Origin of the sequence: Citrobacter amalonaticus, from assembly GCF_001559075.2 — a bacterium.
GTDB lineage: Bacteria > Pseudomonadota > Gammaproteobacteria > Enterobacterales > Enterobacteriaceae > Citrobacter_A > Citrobacter_A amalonaticus_F.
The window spans coordinates 587,164-606,302 of the sequence record NZ_CP014015.2 but is presented as its reverse complement, the minus strand read 5'-3'; the positions used below and the strand labels follow the sequence as shown (position 1 = coordinate 606,302).

The 19,139-nt window shown below is 55.4% G+C and carries 16 protein-coding genes; 12 read left to right on the top strand and 4 right to left on the bottom strand.

From position 1 onward, the window contains the following. Nucleotides 1-182 precede the first annotated feature (182 nt). From rnc to acpS, 5 genes are read left to right on the top strand one after another with little or no spacing between them, the layout of a single operon-like run. On the top strand, nucleotides 183-863 hold the full coding sequence (gene rnc / locus AL479_RS02940) for a ribonuclease III (protein ID WP_042291512.1): 681 nt from the start codon (nucleotides 183-185) through the stop codon (nucleotides 861-863). Next, entirely contained in the window at nucleotides 860-1,765 is a 906-nt protein-coding gene (gene era, locus AL479_RS02935; protein WP_042999782.1) for a GTPase Era, read from the top strand. Before rnc ends, era begins: the two co-directional genes overlap by 4 nt. 29 nt (nucleotides 1,766-1,794) lie before the next feature. Further along, complete coding sequence (gene recO / locus AL479_RS02930; RefSeq protein WP_061077916.1) at nucleotides 1,795-2,505, top strand: DNA repair protein RecO; 711 nt, start codon at nucleotides 1,795-1,797, stop codon at nucleotides 2,503-2,505. A 16-nt stretch (nucleotides 2,506-2,521) separates the two neighbouring features. Beyond that, nucleotides 2,522-3,253 carry a pyridoxine 5'-phosphate synthase gene (gene pdxJ, locus AL479_RS02925; protein ID WP_061075000.1) on the top strand — a complete coding sequence of 244 codons (732 nt, stop codon included), beginning with the start codon at nucleotides 2,522-2,524 and terminating at the stop codon, nucleotides 3,251-3,253. Next, the gene (gene acpS / locus AL479_RS02920) at nucleotides 3,253-3,633 is read left to right on the top strand and encodes a holo-ACP synthase (protein ID WP_061074999.1); all 381 of its coding nucleotides are present in this window, start codon (nucleotides 3,253-3,255) and stop codon (nucleotides 3,631-3,633) included. The genes pdxJ and acpS overlap by 1 nt, the downstream gene beginning before the upstream one ends. Here the strand turns inward: acpS and AL479_RS02915 are convergent. Continuing rightward, on the bottom strand, nucleotides 3,630-3,890 hold the full coding sequence (locus AL479_RS02915; protein WP_042999785.1) for a YfhL family 4Fe-4S dicluster ferredoxin: 261 nt from the start codon (nucleotides 3,888-3,890) through the stop codon (nucleotides 3,630-3,632). The genes acpS and AL479_RS02915 overlap by 4 nt on opposite strands. A gap of 55 nt (nucleotides 3,891-3,945) precedes the next feature. Beyond that, a complete protein-coding gene (locus AL479_RS02910; protein ID WP_061074998.1) occupies nucleotides 3,946-4,794 on the bottom strand; it encodes a MurR/RpiR family transcriptional regulator in 849 nt (282 codons plus the stop codon). Nucleotides 4,795-4,910: 116 nt separating this feature from the next. Here AL479_RS02910 and murQ point away from each other — a divergent pair, with 116 nt between their 5' ends. From murQ to tadA, 4 genes are all read left to right on the top strand, one after another. Beyond that, nucleotides 4,911-5,813 (top strand): N-acetylmuramic acid 6-phosphate etherase, encoded by a 903-nt coding sequence (gene murQ / locus AL479_RS02905; protein WP_061074997.1) that lies wholly within the window; start codon nucleotides 4,911-4,913, stop codon nucleotides 5,811-5,813. A gap of 2 nt (nucleotides 5,814-5,815) precedes the next feature. Further along, a complete protein-coding gene (locus AL479_RS02900) occupies nucleotides 5,816-7,180 on the top strand; it encodes a PTS transporter subunit EIIC (RefSeq protein WP_061074996.1) in 1,365 nt (454 codons plus the stop codon). Nucleotides 7,181-7,183: 3 nt separating this feature from the next. Continuing rightward, a complete protein-coding gene (gene yfhb, locus AL479_RS02895; RefSeq protein ID WP_061074995.1) occupies nucleotides 7,184-7,819 on the top strand; it encodes a phosphatidylglycerophosphatase C in 636 nt (211 codons plus the stop codon). A 129-nt stretch (nucleotides 7,820-7,948) separates the two neighbouring features. Continuing rightward, nucleotides 7,949-8,506 carry a tRNA adenosine(34) deaminase TadA gene (gene tadA / locus AL479_RS02890; protein WP_081093633.1) on the top strand — a complete coding sequence of 186 codons (558 nt, stop codon included), beginning with the start codon at nucleotides 7,949-7,951 and terminating at the stop codon, nucleotides 8,504-8,506. Nucleotides 8,507-8,521: 15 nt separating this feature from the next. Here tadA and mltF read toward each other — a convergent pair whose 3' ends face one another. After that, nucleotides 8,522-10,072 (bottom strand): membrane-bound lytic murein transglycosylase MltF, encoded by a 1,551-nt coding sequence (gene mltF, locus AL479_RS02885; protein ID WP_061074994.1) that lies wholly within the window; start codon nucleotides 10,070-10,072, stop codon nucleotides 8,522-8,524. A gap of 256 nt (nucleotides 10,073-10,328) precedes the next feature. On the opposite strand from mltF, the gene purL reads away from it, so the two are divergent. Beyond that, nucleotides 10,329-14,216, top strand: a complete 3,888-nt coding sequence (gene purL / locus AL479_RS02880) for a phosphoribosylformylglycinamidine synthase (RefSeq protein WP_061074993.1) — start codon at nucleotides 10,329-10,331, stop codon at nucleotides 14,214-14,216. A 63-nt stretch (nucleotides 14,217-14,279) separates the two neighbouring features. On the opposite strand, the gene AL479_RS02875 is transcribed toward purL, so the two are convergent. Next, nucleotides 14,280-15,833 (bottom strand): bifunctional metallophosphatase/5'-nucleotidase, encoded by a 1,554-nt coding sequence (locus AL479_RS02875; protein ID WP_061074992.1) that lies wholly within the window; start codon nucleotides 15,831-15,833, stop codon nucleotides 14,280-14,282. 133 nt (nucleotides 15,834-15,966) lie between these two features. Between AL479_RS02875 and AL479_RS02870 the strand changes: the two genes are divergently transcribed. Next, nucleotides 15,967-17,214, top strand: coding sequence for an IS1 family transposase (locus AL479_RS02870; RefSeq protein ID WP_061074991.1), 1,248 nt, complete (start codon nucleotides 15,967-15,969; stop codon nucleotides 17,212-17,214). 479 nt (nucleotides 17,215-17,693) lie between these two features. Beyond that, nucleotides 17,694-19,124, top strand: coding sequence for a two component system sensor histidine kinase QseE/GlrK (qseE, locus tag AL479_RS02865; protein WP_061074990.1), 1,431 nt, complete (start codon nucleotides 17,694-17,696; stop codon nucleotides 19,122-19,124). Nucleotides 19,125-19,139: the final 15 nt, after the last annotated feature.

Here is a 19,139-nt window from a genome sequence, read left to right as displayed (position 1 = left end):
TTGTGTATAGAATATTCCCCCGAAGTTTCAGGTTGGCGCCTCCAGGTCGCCACGGCACACGAAACAGCGTTGGTCCCCCTATATGAGCGTACATAAGCTGCTTAACGCGGCCGGAAGGATGCTACATATATCAGGTCTGTTTCGTGTGCTGAATTGTTGACGCATTTATTTATTGGTATCGCATGAACCCCATCGTAATTAATCGGCTTCAACGGAAGCTGGGCTACACTTTTACTCATCAGGAGTTGTTGCAGCAGGCATTAACCCATCGCAGTGCCAGCAGCAAACATAACGAGCGTTTAGAATTTCTTGGTGACTCAATTTTAAGTTTTGTGATTGCGAATGCGCTGTATCACCGTTTCCCGCGGGTGGACGAGGGTGATATGAGTCGTATGCGCGCGACGCTGGTGCGCGGGAATACGCTGGCTGAATTAGCCCGCGAGTTCGATCTGGGCGAATGTCTGCGCTTAGGGCCGGGCGAACTGAAAAGCGGCGGCTTCCGTCGCGAATCGATTCTGGCCGATACCGTTGAAGCGCTGATTGGCGGGGTTTTCCTTGACAGTGACATTCAGACCGTCGAAAAGTTGATCCTCAACTGGTATCAGACTCGTCTGGACGAAATCAGCCCAGGCGATAAGCAAAAAGATCCGAAAACGCGTTTGCAGGAGTATTTGCAAGGTCGCCATCTGCCGCTGCCGTCTTATCTGGTGGTACAGGTGCGTGGTGAAGCGCACGATCAGGAATTTACTATCCACTGCCAGGTCAGCGGCCTGAGTGAACCGGTGGTTGGCACAGGTTCGAGCCGTCGCAAGGCGGAACAGGCTGCCGCCGAACAGGCGTTGAAAAAACTGGAGCTGGAATGAGCGACGAAAAAACCTATTGCGGATTTATTGCCATCGTCGGTCGCCCGAACGTTGGTAAATCCACTCTGTTGAACAACCTGCTCGGGCAGAAGATTTCGATCACCTCCCGTAAAGCGCAGACCACGCGTCACCGTATTGTCGGGATCCATACCGAAGGGCCCTGGCAGGCGATTTACGTCGATACCCCGGGTCTGCACATGGAAGAAAAACGCGCGATTAACCGTCTGATGAACAAAGCGGCCAGCAGCTCCATTGGTGATGTTGAACTGGTGATCTTTGTGGTGGAAGGCACCCGCTGGACGCCGGATGACGAGATGGTGCTCAACAAACTGCGTGACGGTAAAGCGCCGGTGATTCTGGCCGTCAACAAAGTGGATAACGTGCAGGAAAAAGCCGATCTGCTGCCGCATTTGCAGTTCCTCGCGAGCCAGATGGACTTCCTCGACATCGTACCGATCTCAGCGGAAACCGGGATGAATGTCGACACCGTCGCGGGCATCGTGCGCAAGCATCTGCCAGAAGCGGAGCATCACTTCCCGGAAGATTACATCACCGATCGCTCACAGCGTTTTATGGCTTCTGAAATCATCCGTGAAAAGCTGATGCGTTTCCTGGGCGCTGAACTGCCGTACTCCGTGACTGTGGAAATCGAACGCTTCGTGTCAAACGAGCGCGGCGGTTATGACATCAACGGGCTGATCCTCGTTGAGCGCGAAGGGCAGAAGAAGATGGTCATTGGCAACAAAGGGGCCAAAATCAAGACCATCGGTATTGAAGCGCGTAAAGACATGCAGGAAATGTTTGAAGCTCCGGTTCATCTTGAACTGTGGGTGAAAGTGAAATCCGGCTGGGCCGATGACGAACGCGCGCTGCGCAGTCTCGGTTACGTCGACGATCTCTAAACCTGCGCTCCGAACAGGCGACGAGTATGATGGAGGGCTGGCAGCGCGCATTTGTCCTGCATAGTCGCCCCTGGAGCGAAACCAGCCTGATGCTGGACGTCTTCACGGAAGAGTCGGGTCGCGTGCGCCTTGTTGCCAAAGGCGCACGTTCTAAACGCTCTAATCTGAAAGGTGCCCTCCAGCCTTTTACCCCCCTGTTAGTCCGCTTTGGCGGACGTGGCGAAGTCAAAACGCTGCGTAGCGCGGAAGCCGTTTCTCTGGCGCTCCCTCTGAGCGGCATCACGCTGTACAGCGGCCTGTATGTCAACGAACTGCTCGCCCGCGTGCTGGAGCACGAAACCCGCTTTTCTGAACTCTTTTTCGATTACCTGCACTGCATTCAGGCACTGGCAGGGGCAACGGGAACGCCGGAGCCCGTGCTGCGTCGTTTTGAACTGGCGCTACTCGGCCACCTCGGTTACGGGGTCGATTTTCTGCACTGTGCGGGCAGCGGCGAACCGGTGGATGACACCATGACCTACCGCTATCGCGAAGAAAAAGGCTTCATCGCCAGCATTGTAATTGACAACAGCACCTTTACCGGACGTCATCTGCGGGCGCTGGCAGAACGCGAATTTCCGGATGCTGATACGCTACGTGCGGCGAAACGCTTTACCCGCATAGCGCTGAAGCCGTATCTTGGTGGTAAACCCTTAAAGAGCCGCGAATTATTCCGGCAGTTCATGCCGAAGAGAACATAAAATCACGAGGATTGTCATGGCTGAATTACTGTTAGGCGTCAACATTGACCACATTGCCACGTTACGTAATGCACGCGGTACCGCATATCCGGATCCGGTTCAGGCGGCATTCATTGCCGAGCAGGCGGGGGCCGATGGCATCACCGTCCATTTACGTGAAGATCGCCGCCATATTACCGACCGCGATGTCCGCATTCTGCGCCAGACGCTGGACACGCGTATGAACCTGGAAATGGCGGTGACGGAAGAGATGCTGGCGATTGCCGTTGAAACCAAACCCCATTTTTGCTGCCTGGTGCCGGAAAAGCGTCAGGAAGTAACCACCGAAGGCGGTCTGGATGTGGCCGGGCAGCGCGATAAAATGCGTGATGCCTGTAAACGTCTGGCTGACGCCGGGATCCTCGTGTCGCTGTTCATTGACGCCGATGACGCGCAAATCAAGGCGGCGGCTGACGTCGGCGCGCCGTACATTGAAATTCATACCGGCTGCTATGCGGATGCGAAAACCGATGCGGAACAGGCACAGGAACTGGCGCGCATCGCGAAAGCCGCCACCTTCGCCGCAAGCCTGGGGCTGAAGGTTAATGCGGGCCACGGGCTGACCTATCATAACGTCAAAGCTATCGCCGCACTGCCGGAAATGCACGAGCTGAATATCGGTCATGCGATTATCGGTCGTGCGGTGATGAGCGGGTTGAAAGAGGCCGTCGCGGAAATGAAACGTCTGATGCTGGAAGCGCGCGGCTAATGGCCATCCTTGGATTAGGCACCGATATCGTGGAGATTGCGCGCATTGAAGCGGTGATCTCCCGTTCCGGTGACCGGCTAGCCAGACGAGTGCTCAGCGCTAACGAGTGGGCTATCTGGGAAACGCATCAGCAGCCGGTGCGTTTTCTGGCAAAACGCTTTGCCGTCAAAGAGGCGGCCGCGAAAGCCTTTGGTACCGGTATTCGCAACGGGCTGGCGTTTAATCAGTTTGAAGTGTTTAACGACACGCTCGGTAAACCGCGCCTGCGGTTGTGGGGAGAGGCGTTAGCGCTGGCGGAAAAACTGGGCGTTGCGCATATGCACGTGACGCTGGCCGATGAACGTCACTATGCCTGCGCCACGGTCATTATCGAAAGTTAGATTTTATCGGCGTGGTGCATCTGGACAAACTTGTCCCACAGCTGTTCTTCCGTTTCGACATGTGCCGGGTCTTTGAGGATCGTATTAGGGATCGGGCACACCTTCTGGCAGGTGGGCGTGTCGTAATGACCGACACACTCAGTGCATTTGTCGCTGTTAATCTCATAGATGCTGTCACCCATTGAAATGGCCTCATTCGGGCATTCGGGTTCGCACATATCGCAATTAATGCATTTTTTAGTGATTAACAGGGCCATCAGGAAACTCTCAAAACAACACAAACCGGGCGGGCATTATACGCGCATTCTCTGCTCAGACCAGTTTTTTTACCAGCGCCTCACTGTGGCGAATACGTTCAGGCGCGTGCTCCAGATCCTGCTGTACCAGCGCCATAAAAAGCAGATCGGTGAGCATCATCTGCGCGTGGGTTGAAGAGATCGCCGCACTGCGGGTGGCCTGTTCTTCCGCGATGGTATACAGGCAGTGGCTGGCGCGCTGCTGAAGCCCATTGGGGGTGAAACCGGTGATCGCCAGGATCTGCCCGCCGACGCGTAAAGTCTCTTCTGCCGCCAGGTTCAGTTCCCGACGTTCACCGCTATAGGAAATCGCCAGCAGCAGATCGTCCGGCGTCAGCGCCTGAACCGTGGCCAGCAGCGCATGCATATCGCGCTCAACAATGGCGTTCAGGCCGATTTTCATCAGCTTCCAGGCAAAATTCTGCGCCACCAGGCCGGATGCGCCAATCCCGGTCAACACGATCCGACGGGCGTTACGCAGCATCGTCACGCTTTCGCTCAGCTTCTCTTCCGTGTTGACATCCAGCGTGGCATGCATCGCCGCCATATTCTCTTTAATCAGTTTCTCGCCGACCAGACGCAGGGGATCGTCGCCACGAATCTGGTTATGCACCGGCACCGAATGTGGGTTCGGGTTGCTGACCAGCGCTTCGCTGATCGCCAGTTTCAACGCCGGGAATCCCTTATAGCCGAGCTTTTGTGCGAACTTCACCACGCTCGACTGGCTAACGCCCGCTTCAGCCGCCAGTTGCTGAGAGCTGAGGTGGCGGGCGGCGTCGGGTTGTATCAGAAGGTAGTCCGCGAGTTTTTTATCGCTCTGCGCAAATCCCGGGTAGCGCTGGCGGATGCGAATCAAACAGTTCATGGTCTCTCCCGACGAAAACGTGATGGCGGCGACAAAATGAAATTTCACTCGCCTGCACGAATATTATATTCCATTATTGGCGTTTAATATGAATTAAAAATTCCTGAGGAGCAAATATGAATCTCGGCGCTTTAGTATCAGAAACCCGTAATCCGCAAACAATGGACCTCGATGCGTTATCGACGCTGGATCTGGTTCACCGTTTTAATCAACAGGATACGCTGGTAGCGGAAGCAGTAAAAGCAACATTGCCCGATGTTGCGAGCACCGTCGATGCCGCGGCTGAAGCGTTAAAATCCGGTGGCCGGATTATCTATATGGGCGCCGGGACCAGCGGGCGACTCGGCGTGCTGGATGCGTCTGAATGCCCACCGACGTTTGGCGTTCCTCACGGGCTGGTGGTGGGGCTGATCGCCGGTGGACCGGGAGCATTGCTGAAGGCCGTTGAAGGGGCAGAAGACAATGCGCAGCTCGGTGAAGACGATCTTATTGCCCTGAACCTCGCGCCGCAGGATCTGGTGGTCGGGCTGGCGGCATCAGGGCGTACGCCGTATGTCATCGGTGGGCTGAAATATGCCCGCAAAACGGGTTGTACCACGGTCGCTGTCTCCTGTAATCCTGACTCGCCGATTGCGCAGGAAGCGGATATCGCGATTTCACCCGTGGTAGGGCCGGAGGCGCTGACGGGCTCAACGCGGTTGAAATCCGGCACCGCGCAAAAGCTGGTGCTCAATATGATCTCCACCGGGGCGATGGTGAAGTTTGGCAAGGTGTACCAGAACCTGATGGTGGATATGAAAGCCACCAATATCAAACTGATGGACCGCGCGTGCCGAATGGTGGTTGAAGCCACTGGTATTGAGCGCGCAGAAGCGGAAACGCTGCTCAGACAGACCGATTTTGACGTGAAACCGGCCATTCTTATGGCGCTGAGCGGCCTTAACGCTAATGCGGCGCGCGAGAAGCTGGCCGCCCATCAGGGATTCTTACGCGCTGCGTTAGCAGATTCATCGAGGTAACTATGGATAAGACGGCGACCCTTGCCAGCGACATTCTGCTGGGAATAGGCGGAGAACAAAATATTCTGCGTCTGGAAAATTGCATGACGCGCGTCCGGGTGGAAGTGAAAGACGATACGGTGCTGGATATCCCGCATCTGAAACAGCTACCGGGCGTCAGTGGCTACGTGAAGCAGGGGGCGCAGCATCAGCTCATCGTCGGGCCTGGCAAAGCAGCAAAGGTTGTTGATGCTATGCGCTCGCAGCTGGCGCAGGGAGGAGAGCGCCAGTCAGACGATGACATTGAGCGCACGAAATCGCAGGCGAAAGCGAAGTACAAAGCGCCAATGAGCGATGCGCTACGCAAGCTGGCGAACGTATTTATTCCCCTGATCCCGGCGTTTATCGCCTCCGGTTTAATCACCGGCATCATTAACATTTTCAAACGCCCGGATATTGTCGGCGATTTCGCCACCCATTACCCCAACATGCTGGGGTTGATGGGGATCTTCGGCAGTGCGGTCTTCGCCATCATGAACATTCTGGTGGGGGTGAATACTGCCAAAGTCTTCGGCGGTTCGCTGGCGATGGGCGGCGTGATGGCGGGTATTCTGTCGAGTCCGCAACTGGCGCAAATTACCCTCTTTGGCGAAGCGCTACAGCCAGGCCGCGGCGGGGTTATCGCCGTGCTGCTGGTGGTGGCGCTGATGTGCTGGATTGAGCGTAAGTTCCGTGACATTTTGCCGGGTTCGCTGGAGCTGATCCTCAATCCTCTGCTGACGACGATCATCACCGGCACGATTGCGATTGTGGCGTTGCAACCGCTTGGCGGCTGGATTTCGGAATCGATCGCGCACGGCGCGTCGTGGGCTATTGATCGCGGCGGCTTTCTGGTGGGCGCGGTTTTGGCGGGAACCTTCCTGCCATTGGTGCTGACAGGGCTGCATCAGGGGCTGGTGCCGATTCACGTTGAGCTGGTGCAGGCGCATGGCTATAACGCGCTCTTTCCCATTCTGGCGATGGCGGGCGTCGGGCAGGTGGGGGCGGCAATTGCCGTGCTGATGAAAACCCGTAACGCGCGGTTGAAAAAAGTGATTAAGGGGGCGTTACCGGTAGGATTACTCGGTATTGGTGAACCGTTGATTTTTGGCGTCACGCTACCGTTGGGCAAACCGTTTATTGGCGCCTGTCTTGGCGGCGCAGTAGGCGGAGCGCTGATCAGCTACTGGAAGGTCGCCACCGTGATCACCTTCGGTATTTCCGGATTGCCGCTGGCGTTAACGATTGTTGCCGGAAAAGTGATGTTCTATCTGTTAGGCTATTTAGTAGCAGTGATAGCCGGGTTCCTGTTTACCTGGCTGTTAGGATTCAACGATCCCGAGGAGTAAGGTTTGACCAATCACGCGCGTCGTGTCGTTTTTTTTGATTTGGATGGTACGTTACATCAGCAGGATATGTTCGGCAGTTTCCTGCGCTATCTGTTGCGTCGCCAGCCGCTGAATGCGCTGCTTGTGCTGCCGTTGTTGCCCGTGATTGTCGGCGCGTTACTGATCAAAGGACGCGCCGCGCGCTGGCCGATGAGCCTGTTGCTGTGGGGATGTACCTTCGGTCACACCGAAGCCAGTCTACAGGCCAGGCAGGCCGATTTTGTTCAGTGGTTCCGGCAGAGCGTCACGGCGTTTCCTCAGGTCCAGGAGCGTCTGACCACCTATCTGCTCAGCTCCGATGCCGATATCTGGCTCATCACCGGTTCGCCGCAGTCGCTGGTAGAACAGGTCTATGTTGATACGCCGTGGCTGCCGCGCGTGAATCTGATCGCCAGCCAGATGACGCGGGGGTACGGCGGTTGGGTGCTGACCCTGCGCTGTCTGGGGCATGAAAAAGTCGCGCAACTGGAGCGTAAAATCGGCACGCCGCTGCGCCTTTACAGCGGCTACAGCGACAGCAATCAGGACAACCCGCTACTCTATTTTTGCCAGCACCGCTGGCGCGTCACGCCTCGTGGAGAACTCCAGCAACTGGAATAGTTGAAAGACGAAGGGGATATACACTTTATCCTTCAAGCTGCCTCAGCGTTGGCTGTCTTCGTTCACCCCTGTCACTGACTTATGTAAGCTCCAGGGGATTCTCTCCGTTGCCGCCTTGATGCAACTCGAATGATTTTGTGTATAGCAACCCTGTATAATGCGCCCGCAATGATTACCGGAGTAACCCTTTTGTCAGATGTTGAATTTAGCCACGAATACTGGATGCGTCATGCGTTAACGCTGGCGAAGCGCGCCTGGGATGAACGTGAAGTCCCGGTCGGTGCCGTATTGGTGCACAACAATCGCGTGATTGGTGAAGGGTGGAACCGCCCGATTGGCCATCACGATCCCACCGCGCACGCAGAGATCATGGCGCTACGCCAGGGTGGTCTCGTCCTGCAAAATTATCGTCTGATTGACGCGACGCTATATGTGACCCTTGAGCCGTGCGTCATGTGCGCCGGCGCGATGGTGCACAGCCGTATCCGCCATGTGGTGTTCGGCGCGCGCGATGCCAAAACCGGCGCGGCCGGTTCGCTGATGGATGTTCTGCATCATCCGGGAATGAATCATCGTGTTGAGGTAACCGAGGGGATCCTGCGTGAGGAGTGTGCGACGCTGCTCAGCGATTTCTTCCGCATGCGCCGTCAGGAGATCAAAGCGTTGAAGAAAGCCGCAAGCCAGTAGTCATTGCGGCTCTGTTTACTCTTTCTCTTCTTTCTTCTGCGGTAAACGCAGCAGCGACGGCGAGTGCGTCAGATAACTGGATGACGATTGCGACAGGAAGGCGGCGAGTGGTCGCCGCTGTTTGCCAAATTCCGTTGGCGAGACGACCGGATACTCTTCAGCCAGTTTCATCTCTTCAGCCAGTTGCTTTTCTTTCTCCTGTAAATAGCCCTGCAGGCTTATCTGATATTTACGGATGTTTTCAACGTAGGCATAAGCCTCATGTCCGCGCGCATAGCCGTAGGTCAGCTTGCTGTAATACTGTTTTTGACTGAGCAACGGCAGACGCTGTTTGACGTCCGCCCAACTGTCCGGGTTTCCCTTCGTTTTGGCCGTCAGCGCTCGCGCATCAAGCATATGCGCATAACCCATGTTATAGGCCGCCAGCGCAAACCAGATGCGTTCGTTCTCGGGCACAGTGTCCGGTACTTTACTCATCATGTCCTGTAAATAGCGTGCTCCACCGCTGATGCTCTGTTCAGGATCGGTTCTGTCGGTCAGACCGAGACTTTGCGCGGTGTTTTTGGTGAGCATCATCATGCCACGCACGCCGGTTGGCGATGTGGCCTGCGGATCCCAGTGCGATTCCTGCCAGGAGATCGCCGCAAGCAGCTGCCAGTCAATCTCCTGGGCGTGTTTTTCAAACAGTGGTTTCAGGTCGGGGAGCATGGCATCAACCGCGCGCAGAAAGGTGCGGGTATCGACATAGTCAAAATCATCGCCGTGCCCCAGATACTTTTCTTCGAGACGCGCCAGGGAGCCGTCCTCATTCATACCGTTGAAGAAATCGAGCAGGGCGGCAGACAGCGTGTTGTCATCATCCAGCGGACTAAACCAGGTCACCGGCTGTTCGTCGGTGATATCCAGCGCCACGGCCAGTTCGGGGTGAACGCGCTGATAAAGGCTGATGGCGACAGAGTCGGCAATGGTGTAATCCAGCTGTCCGGCAATCACCGCATCAAGCAGTTCCGTTGAGCCTTTTTTTTCATCGATCCGCCAGCTCAGCTCAGGGTATTTTGTCTGTTTCAGGGTTTGTAGATCGTTCGCCACCACATGCCCCGGGGTGATAGTGAGCTGACTTTCCGTCACGCTGCCCAATGTACGGGGACGATACTGGCCCACTTTGTAGACCAGTTGCTGGGACACCGAATAGTAGGTCGGTCCCGGCTGATAATTTTTCACTCGTTCACTGTTGTAGACCAGCCCGGCCGCCAGCAGGTCGGCGTCACCATTATCCAGATCGTCAAACAGCTGGCTGATGTTCTGGCGGACGGTAATCTTCAGCTTTACGCCCAGATAACTGGCGAACTGCTGAGCCAGCTCGTAATCGAGCCCGTACGGCTTACCGTCGAGTTTCGCCCAGGTGAGCGGTGACTCAATCGTGCTCACGCGCAACTCTCCCCGCGACTGGATCGCGGCGATACGATTATCGGCTTTACCGAACCAGGGGATAGAGGGCCAGAGGGCCGCAGCCAGCAGCAGCGTCAATATGCCGATGAACAGATAATTAATCTTTAATTTTTTCAATTAGTTAATTCTCTGAACCGTGCGTTGCCTCAGGATGGGAAAAGGAATAGAAAGACCAGGAGTATTCATCAATGAGCGGCATTTTGCTTAAACTTGCGCCAGTTGGCAACTAATTAGAGCAATCGGTAGCATCGTATGACAACAACGTGGGGTGATTTTATTTCGACGCAAACGGTTTCGTCGGCGGCTCAGATTCTTTATAATGACGCCCGTTTCCCCACTTGGGCACACCGAAAGCTTAGAAGACGAGAGACTTATGATGGAAATTCTGCGTGGTTCGCCTGCACTGTCCGCATTCCGTATTAACAAACTGCTGGCACGTTTTCAGGCTGCCAACCTCCAGGTAAGCAACATTTACGCCGAGTACGTCCATTTCGCTGACCTGAACGCGCCGTTGAACGAGGATGAGCACGCGCAGCTTGCCCGTCTGCTGAAATACGGTCCCAGCCTGAGCAGCCACACCCCGGAAGGGAAACTGCTACTGGTGATGCCTCGCCCTGGCACCATCTCCCCCTGGTCTTCCAAAGCGACAGATATCGCCCATAACTGCGGTCTGCAACAGATTGACCGTCTGGAACGCGGCGTCGCTTATTACGTTGAAGCCTCCACGCTGAGCGCTGAGCAGTGGCAGTGGGTTGCCGCCGAGCTGCACGATCGGATGATGGAAACGGTGTTTTCTTCATTAACTGACGCGGAAAAACTGTTTGCTCACCATCAGCCAGCGCCGGTTGCAAGCGTTGACCTGCTGGGTGAAGGCCGTCAGGCGCTGATTGACGCTAACCTGCGTCTCGGTCTGGCGCTGGCGGATGACGAAATTGATTACCTGCAGGATGCGTTTACCCGACTGGGGCGCAACCCGAACGATATCGAACTCTACATGTTTGCGCAGGCGAACTCTGAGCACTGCCGCCACAAGATTTTCAACGCCGACTGGATCATCGATGGCAAGCAACAGCCGAAGTCACTGTTCAAGATGATCAAAAACACCTTTGAAACCACGCCGGATCATGTGCTTTCCGCTTATAAAGACAACGCGGCCGTGATGGAAGGGTCTGAAGTGGGGCGTTACTTTGCCGACCACGCGACCGGTCGCTATGACTTCCACCAGGAGCCGGCGCACATCCTGATGAAAGTGGAAACCCATAACCACCCGACGGCGATCTCTCCGTGGCCGGGTGCGGCGACCGGTTCCGGCGGTGAAATCCGTGATGAAGGGGCTACCGGACGCGGCGCGAAGCCAAAAGCGGGTCTGGTAGGCTTCTCCGTTTCTAACCTGCGCATTCCGGGCTTTGAGCAGCCGTGGGAGGAAGACTTCGGCAAGCCGGAGCGTATTGTGACCGCGCTGGATATCATGACCGAAGGCCCGCTGGGCGGCGCGGCGTTTAACAATGAATTTGGTCGTCCGGCGCTGAACGGCTATTTCCGTACTTACGAAGAAAAAGTGACCAGCCATAACGGCGAAGAACTGCGCGGCTATCACAAGCCGATCATGCTGGCGGGCGGGATTGGTAACATCCGTGCCGATCACGTGCAGAAAGGCGAGATCGTCGTCGGGGCGAAACTGATCGTTCTCGGCGGTCCGGCGATGAATATCGGCCTGGGCGGCGGCGCGGCTTCCTCGATGGCTTCCGGCCAGTCTGACGCGGATCTTGATTTCGCCTCGGTACAGCGTGATAACCCGGAGATGGAACGCCGCTGCCAGGAAGTGATCGACCGCTGCTGGCAGTTGGGTGACGCCAACCCGATCCTGTTTATCCACGACGTTGGCGCCGGTGGTCTGTCGAACGCGATGCCAGAACTGGTTAGCGACGGCGGACGCGGCGGTAAATTCGAACTGCGTGACATCCTCAGCGATGAGCCGGGTATGAGCCCGCTGGAAATCTGGTGTAACGAGTCCCAGGAACGTTACGTGCTGGCCGTGGCGGCGGATCAACTGCCGCTGTTCGACGAGCTGTGTAAGCGCGAGCGCGCGCCGTATGCGGTGATTGGTGAGGCAACCGAAAAACAGCATCTGTCGCTAAACGATCGCCACTTCGACAACCAGCCTATCGATCTGCCGCTTGACGTGCTGCTCGGTAAAACGCCGAAGATGACCCGCGACGTTCAGACGCTGAAGGCGAAAGGTGAGGCACTGAATCGTGCTGACATCACCATTGCGGATGCTGTTAAACGCGTTCTGCATCTGCCGACGGTGGCGGAAAAAACCTTCCTGGTCACCATTGGCGACCGTACCGTGACCGGGATGGTGTCTCGCGATCAGATGGTCGGTCCGTGGCAGGTGCCGGTGGCGAACTGCGCGGTGACCACCGCCAGCCTCGACAGCTACTACGGTGAAGCGATGTCGATCGGCGAACGTGCGCCAGTGGCGTTGCTCGACTTCTCCGCCTCTGCCCGTCTGGCGGTTGGGGAAGCATTGACCAATATCGCGGCAACGCAGATTGGCGATATCAAACGCATTAAGCTTTCCGCCAACTGGATGGCCGCAGCCGGTCATCCGGGTGAAGATGCGGGTCTGTATGAAGCGGTGAAAGCGGTCGGTGAAGAACTCTGCCCGGCGCTGGGTCTGACCATTCCGGTGGGTAAAGACTCGATGTCGATGAAAACCCGTTGGCAGGAAGGTAATGAACAGCGCGAAATGACCTCGCCGCTGTCGCTGGTGATTTCCGCTTTTGCCCGCGTGGAAGATGTGCGTCATACCATCACCCCGCAGCTTTCCACTGAAGACAACGCGCTGCTGCTGATCGATCTGGGTCGTGGCCATAACGCGCTGGGTGCGACGGCGCTGGCGCAAGTGTACCGTCAGCTTGGCGATACACCGGCAGATGTGCGTGACGTCGCGCAACTGAAAGGCTTCTACGACGCGATGCAGGCGCTGGTGGCGCAACGTAAACTGCTGGCTTATCACGACCGTTCCGACGGCGGCCTGCTGGTGACGCTGGCTGAAATGGCCTTCACCGGTCACTGCGGTATTCAGGCGGATATCGCGGCGCTGGGCGACGATCGTCTGGCGGCGCTGTTTAACGAAGAGCTGGGCGCGGTAATTCAGGTTCGCGCCGAGGATCGCGAGGCGGTGGAAGCGCTGCTGGCGCAACACGGTCTGGGTGATTGCGTACATTACCTGGGGCAGGCCGTCACGGGCGATCGTTTTGTTATCGAAGCCAACGGTCAGACCGTCTTCAGTGAAAGCCGCACTCAGCTTCGCATCTGGTGGGCAGAAACCACCTGGCAGATGCAGCGTCTGCGTGATAACCCGGAGTGCGCCGATCAGGAGCACGATGCTAAAACCAACGATGCCGATCCAGGCCTGAGCGCGAAGCTGACGTTTGAACTCAATGAAGATATCGCCGCACCGTATATTGCGACCGGGGCGCGTCCGAAAGTGGCGGTACTGCGTGAGCAAGGGGTGAACTCCCACGTAGAAATGGCTGCGGCGTTCCAGCGTGCAGGCTTTGACGCGATTGACGTGCACATGAGCGATCTGCTCGGTGGCCGTACCGGTCTGGGCAACTTCCAGGCGCTGGTAGCCTGCGGTGGCTTCTCTTACGGCGATGTTCTGGGCGCGGGTGAGGGCTGGGCGAAATCAATCCTGTTCAACAACCGCGTGCGCGATGAGTTCGAAACCTTCTTCCATCGCCCACAGACGCTGGCGCTGGGCGTGTGCAACGGCTGTCAGATGATGTCGAATTTGCGCGAACTGATCCCGGGCAGTGACCTGTGGCCGCGCTTTGTGCGTAACCATTCGGATCGCTTTGAAGCCCGCTTCAGCCTGGTGGAAGTGACCCAGAGCCCGTCTCTGTTGCTGCAGGGCATGGTCGGGTCAATGATGCCTATCGCCGTCTCGCACGGGGAAGGGCGTGTTGAAGTTCGCGATGCAGCCCATCTGGCGGCACTGGAAAGCAAAGGTCTGGTGGCGCTACGCTTTGTCGATAACTTCGGCAACGTGACGGAAACCTACCCGGCTAACCCGAATGGCTCGCCGAATGGTATTACCGCGGTCACCACGGAAAGTGGTCGTGTGACGGTGATGATGCCGCATCCGGAACGTGTGTACCGTACCGTCAGCAACTCATGGCACCCGGAAAACTGGGGCGAGGACGGTCCATGGATGCGTATCTTCCGTAACGCGCGCAAGCAGTTAGGATAAGGTACCCGCCATGATGAAAGCCCGGTGAATGCCACCGGGCTTTTTTTTTACATCAGGGACCGGTTATTTTTTGACTTCCTGTACGCGCATTTCATTCACCTGTTGCGGGTTGATGGTGTTGCCTTTTTTCAGGTAATCAATCACCGCATCAGAGAGGTTATATCCGCCGCTGACCTGGCTATTCTTACCTTCGGTAAAGGCCATAAAGCCGTCTCCGCCCGGGGAGAGGAAACTGTTGGTGGCGACACGATAGGTTTGCGTATCGACGATCGCTTTACCGTTAAGCGTGAACAGCGTAACGCGCTGGCCGACCGGTTTACTCGGGTCGTAGTGCATTTCCGCGCCTTTCGACATCTGCAATACGCCGTTGCTCAGAGACGCGCCGTGTTCCATCAGGCTGCGTAATGATTTACCGGTTAAATCCATCACGGTTAATTCATTCGGGAATGGGAATGTGCTGATGATATCGCCAAGCGTGATGGTGCCAGGGTTCAAATCGGCGCGTAAACCGCCAGAATTGGTCAGTGCGAGCTGTGCATCTGGCGCGGCGACCAGCATGGCATCGGTAAACAGATTACCCAACGGGGATGACTCGCCATATGCTCGGGTCAGCGCAATCGGCGTTTCACCCACTTTTTGGCTCACGGTTTCAGTCAGCTTTTTGTTCCAGCCATCAATCACCTGCTGAGTGGTCGGATCCGGTTTCCATTCATCCGCATAAACGGTTTTGAGCTCAAAGCTTTTAACCGTGTGGCGATGGGTTTTTGTATTCACATCCAGCACCAGTTTCCCGATATCAATACCGCCGCTGTCGGTTGAGAGGATGAGCGTATTGCCCACTTTAATCGGTTCTGGCGTTCCCACATGCGCGTGCCCGGTAATCAGCAGGTCGAGGCCTTTTACCTGTTTTGCGGTCTGAATATCTTTATCCAGCGCGCGTCTGACGTCCGCATTGCCGATACTGGACTGGCGCGCCGGCGTCCCTTCATGCATTAAAGCGACGGTGATATCCACTTTTCCGCGGAGTTCATCCAGATAGCGCTGCAGATACTTGACTTCATCACGTGCCTCAATCCCCTGACGCATGGCCGCGGAAACCGTATCATCAAAGGCAAATACACCGTGTAATCCAATGACGCCTATTTTCACGCCGTCCTTTTCCACAATCGTGTAAGGCTTATTCCAGAAGGATATACTACTATTCTGGAAAAATACGTTACCCAATAAAATGGGAAATTTCGCCTGGCTGAGCTGCAGTAACGTATTATCCCAGCCATGATCAAATTCGTGATTGCCAACGGAGGCGGCATCGACCGACATCGTATTCATAATATCGATGATGGCCTTCCCTTTGGTCAGACTACTGATATAGGGCCCGGTAAAATAATCACCGGCATCAAAATAAAAGGTCGCTTTATTTTTGGCTTTTTCTTGTTTCACCAGCGTGGAGATATTGGCAAAGCCGCCAACCTCCCGTTTACCTTCAGCGATATACGGCAGCTTATACGGTTCAACGTGGGCGTGGAGGTCATTGGTATAGATGACGGTAACATCCTGCGCGCAGGCATACCCCACATATCCTGCGATGAGTAACGAGGCAATCAATCGTTTTTTCATTCTTTATCCTTAAAGTAAAAATGAGAGTGCTATTGTCGTTTCCGCTTGCCTGGATTTTGTGAGGCTCCTCACGACAGTTAATCTGAATAACCGCCAGAGTCATTCGACTGACAAAATCAGTTGGTTGAATGAAATGAAAAGCCAGCACAAAATACATCTCAATGTCTGCAAAAGTTGGTCATGCCCCAATCTCGGCGTTGCGGAGGCGGCTGACTATATTTATCCCGTTTATCGTCTGGGCTATGCGGCGCTGGAATGCCAAAAATGTGGAAGTCTTCCACCTTTATTTAATGAGAGTGAATTTAATCACTGGTTTGCGCTGTTAATGGAAAATAAGCCTGGCGTAACTGGAACGGAATGTCCGCATTGTTCTGCCACCGACGTGACTCGCTATGGGCGTACGCAGGCAGGTCATGGACGATTCCAGTGCCGTCTCTGCCGGGCGGTTTTCACTCCCCGACAGACGAAAGCCCGTTTTGAACGTACCGTCGAGCCGTTTCTTTTGCGACTTCAGTTGGGTGATTACGCGGCAGAGACCACGCAATATCGGCTGTTGGCGAAAGCGGTTGACTGGTGTGAACAGCAACTGCATCACGCCACCATTGACGTGAAACGCGTTGCGACAAAGGTTCTGACATTGCCTTTCCAGGGGCAGGCGGCAGAACAGCGGCTGTATGTGGTGATCAGCGCTGATGCCTGTTCTGGTCGTATTCTCCAGGTCACGACCAACTACAGTGATGAAGCGGTTGGCGACGCCTTGCTTTATATCGGTTCGGCGAACCCTGCGCCGCAAATGGCGCATGAGTGCTCGGAGGAGTTCCTTCGCTGGCAGGAAATGCAGTTCATGCAAAGACGTCAGTTTGATGAGATTCACTATGGCAGTGCGCGACTGAAACGCAACGATCGCGGGTGTATCCTTCGCCCCGTGATCGCGATTCACGGTCATTTCCAGCGGTTGAAACGGCGGTTTCCGGCTATCACCGATCACTACCTTGCGCACGAGTGCGTGCTGCGTGGCGCAGCGATTACGGCGTGGTCAGCAGAAGTGCAGCGTGGTACGACGAATCTGTGGTTTGTGCTGGAAGACGCCAACCCGCCATTCGGGACAGAGGCGGAGTACAGACTGACAGGCAACTGGAACATTGGGTGGTGGAACAACGTCTGGCAACGGTGGAGTTGCGGCGGAGCGGATAAGATCGTCTGCTCATTAACCGGGCAAAAGCAGGCCGGGAATATTGCCCCGGTTTCTCTGCGCGCCAGCGATGCCTTTGTTCGCTGGCTGCATGTGCATCCGTGGTCCTCGGGTCAGTCAGGGTTAGGCGCGAAGGTGCTGAGTCGTCATGTAGTGTGCCTCGCGTATCTTTATAATCACTATCGCTAATTCGGCCTGTCGGGAATTCACGACAAATGCGCATAAGAGATGTCTCTAAAAGGAGACATTTAACTTATTGATTTTTATGACGACAAATACATTGTGTTTAAGGTGTTGCTAATCGGCGACAGTTTGTTTGAAAATTGCTCACGGTATTAATCAGATAATTATCAATAAAAACCAATCAAATTCAGTATGTTAATGATTTGTTTTGAATATTGGCATAGTTACTGCATAATAGTAACCAGTGGCTCATTCACCTTCTTATGTCAGCCCCTTCGGGACGTGCTACATAAACTTCGAATGACGCACAACAAGGTGCCTGCCGTCCAACTTCTGATAATAGCGCTGCTTTATCAACCATCGGGCGAAACGTCGAGTTAGGCACCGCCTTATTCCATAACAAAGCCGGGTTCAGCCCGGCTTTGTTGTATCTGGCGTTCCCCTCAGTTAGCATCGTTCTATTCATCTCCTGTGAGAGTAACGCATTGAAGCGCTGGTCTGTTTTTCCCCGGTCATTACGCCAACTGGTGACGCTGGCATTCCTGCTGATCCTGCTACCGCTGCTGGTCCTCGCCTGGCAGGCGTGGCAAAGCCTGAACGCGCTTAGCGCCCAGGCGGCGCTGACGAACCGTACTACCCTTATCGACGCGCGCCGCAGTGAGGCGATGACCAATGCCGCCCTGGAGATGGAGCGCAGCTATCGTCAGTATTGCGTGCTTGACGATCCGACGCTGGCGAAGGTGTATCAGAGCCAGCGCAAACGCTACAGTGAAATGCTGGACGCCCATGCGGGCGTTCTGCCTGACGATAAGCTGTATCAGGCGTTGCGCCAGGATCTGAACGACCTGGCGCAACTGCAATGCCGTAACAGCGGGCCCGATACCGCCGCCGCCGCGCGACTGGAAGCATTTGCCAACGCCAATACCGAAATGGTGCAAGCGACGCGTACCGTGGTTTTCTCTCGCGGGCAGCAGTTACAACAAGAGATTGCCGAGCGCGGGCAGTTCTTCGGCTGGCAGGCGCTGGTATTGTTTCTGGTGAGTCTGGCGATGGTGCTGCTGTTCACGCGGATGATTATCGGGCCGGTAAAGGGCATCGAGCGGATGATCAATCGTCTGGGGGAAGGGCGATCGCTGGGCAATACCGTCACTTTTGCCGGACCGCGCGAACTGCGTTCCGTTGGACAACGGATCATCTGGTTGAGCGAGCGCCTCTCCTGGCTGGAGTCTCAACGCCATCAATTTTTGCGCCATCTCTCCCATGAGCTCAAAACCCCATTGGCCAGCATGCGTGAAGGCACCGAACTGCTGGCGGACCAGGTGGTGGGGCCGCTGACGCCGGAACAAAAAGAGGTGGTTGGCATTCTCGATGACAGCAGCCGTAACCTGCAGAAATTGATTGAGCAACTGCTTGATTACAACCGCAAGCTGGCGGATAGCGCCATTGAAATGGAAAGCGTGGAGATTGAACCGCTGGTGGATATGGTGGTTTCCGCTCATAGTCTACCGGCTCGCGCTAAAATGATGCATACCGACATTGAACTGGCGGCCGATCGCTGTCTGGCCGAGCCGATGTTACTGATGAGCGTACTGGATAATCTTTATTCCAATGCGGTGCACTATGGGGCTGAATCCGGTAACATCCGTATTCGCAGCCGCTTACAGGGATCAACGGTGTATATCGATGTTATCAATACCGGAACCCCTATTCCTGAAGCGGAAAGAACTATGATTTTCGAACCTTTTTTCCAGGGAAGTCATCAACGGAAAGGGGCAGTGAAAGGGAGCGGACTGGGGCTAAGTATCGCCAGAGATTGTATCCGCCGTATGCAGGGGGAGCTGTATCTTGTCGATGAACAGGCGCAAGAGGTTTGCTTCCGCATAGAACTGCCGTTATCTGCAACGAAAAACGACTAAATAATGCTAAGCCTG

Excerpts from the sequence above, each read along its gene's own strand:
- recO (WP_061077916.1), top strand. The coding sequence starts at position 1,795 with ATGGAGGGCTGGCAGCGCGCATTTGTCCTGCATAGTCGCCCCTGGAGC.
- era (WP_042999782.1), top strand. The coding sequence starts at position 860 with ATGAGCGACGAAAAAACCTATTGCGGATTTATTGCCATCGTCGGTCGC.
- AL479_RS02915 (WP_042999785.1), bottom strand. The coding sequence starts at position 3,890 with ATGGCCCTGTTAATCACTAAAAAATGCATTAATTGCGATATGTGCGAA.
- acpS (WP_061074999.1), top strand. The coding sequence starts at position 3,253 with ATGGCCATCCTTGGATTAGGCACCGATATCGTGGAGATTGCGCGCATT.
- pdxJ (WP_061075000.1), top strand. The coding sequence starts at position 2,522 with ATGGCTGAATTACTGTTAGGCGTCAACATTGACCACATTGCCACGTTA.
- tadA (WP_081093633.1), top strand. The coding sequence starts at position 7,949 with ATGATTTTGTGTATAGCAACCCTGTATAATGCGCCCGCAATGATTACC.
- murQ (WP_061074997.1), top strand. The coding sequence starts at position 4,911 with ATGAATCTCGGCGCTTTAGTATCAGAAACCCGTAATCCGCAAACAATG.
- AL479_RS02870 (WP_061074991.1), top strand. The coding sequence starts at position 15,967 with ATGAAAAGCCAGCACAAAATACATCTCAATGTCTGCAAAAGTTGGTCA.
- purL (WP_061074993.1), top strand. The coding sequence starts at position 10,329 with ATGATGGAAATTCTGCGTGGTTCGCCTGCACTGTCCGCATTCCGTATT.
- AL479_RS02875 (WP_061074992.1), bottom strand. The coding sequence starts at position 15,833 with ATGAAAAAACGATTGATTGCCTCGTTACTCATCGCAGGATATGTGGGG.
- AL479_RS02900 (WP_061074996.1), top strand. The coding sequence starts at position 5,816 with ATGGATAAGACGGCGACCCTTGCCAGCGACATTCTGCTGGGAATAGGC.
- rnc (WP_042291512.1), top strand. The coding sequence starts at position 183 with ATGAACCCCATCGTAATTAATCGGCTTCAACGGAAGCTGGGCTACACT.
- AL479_RS02910 (WP_061074998.1), bottom strand. The coding sequence starts at position 4,794 with ATGAACTGTTTGATTCGCATCCGCCAGCGCTACCCGGGATTTGCGCAG.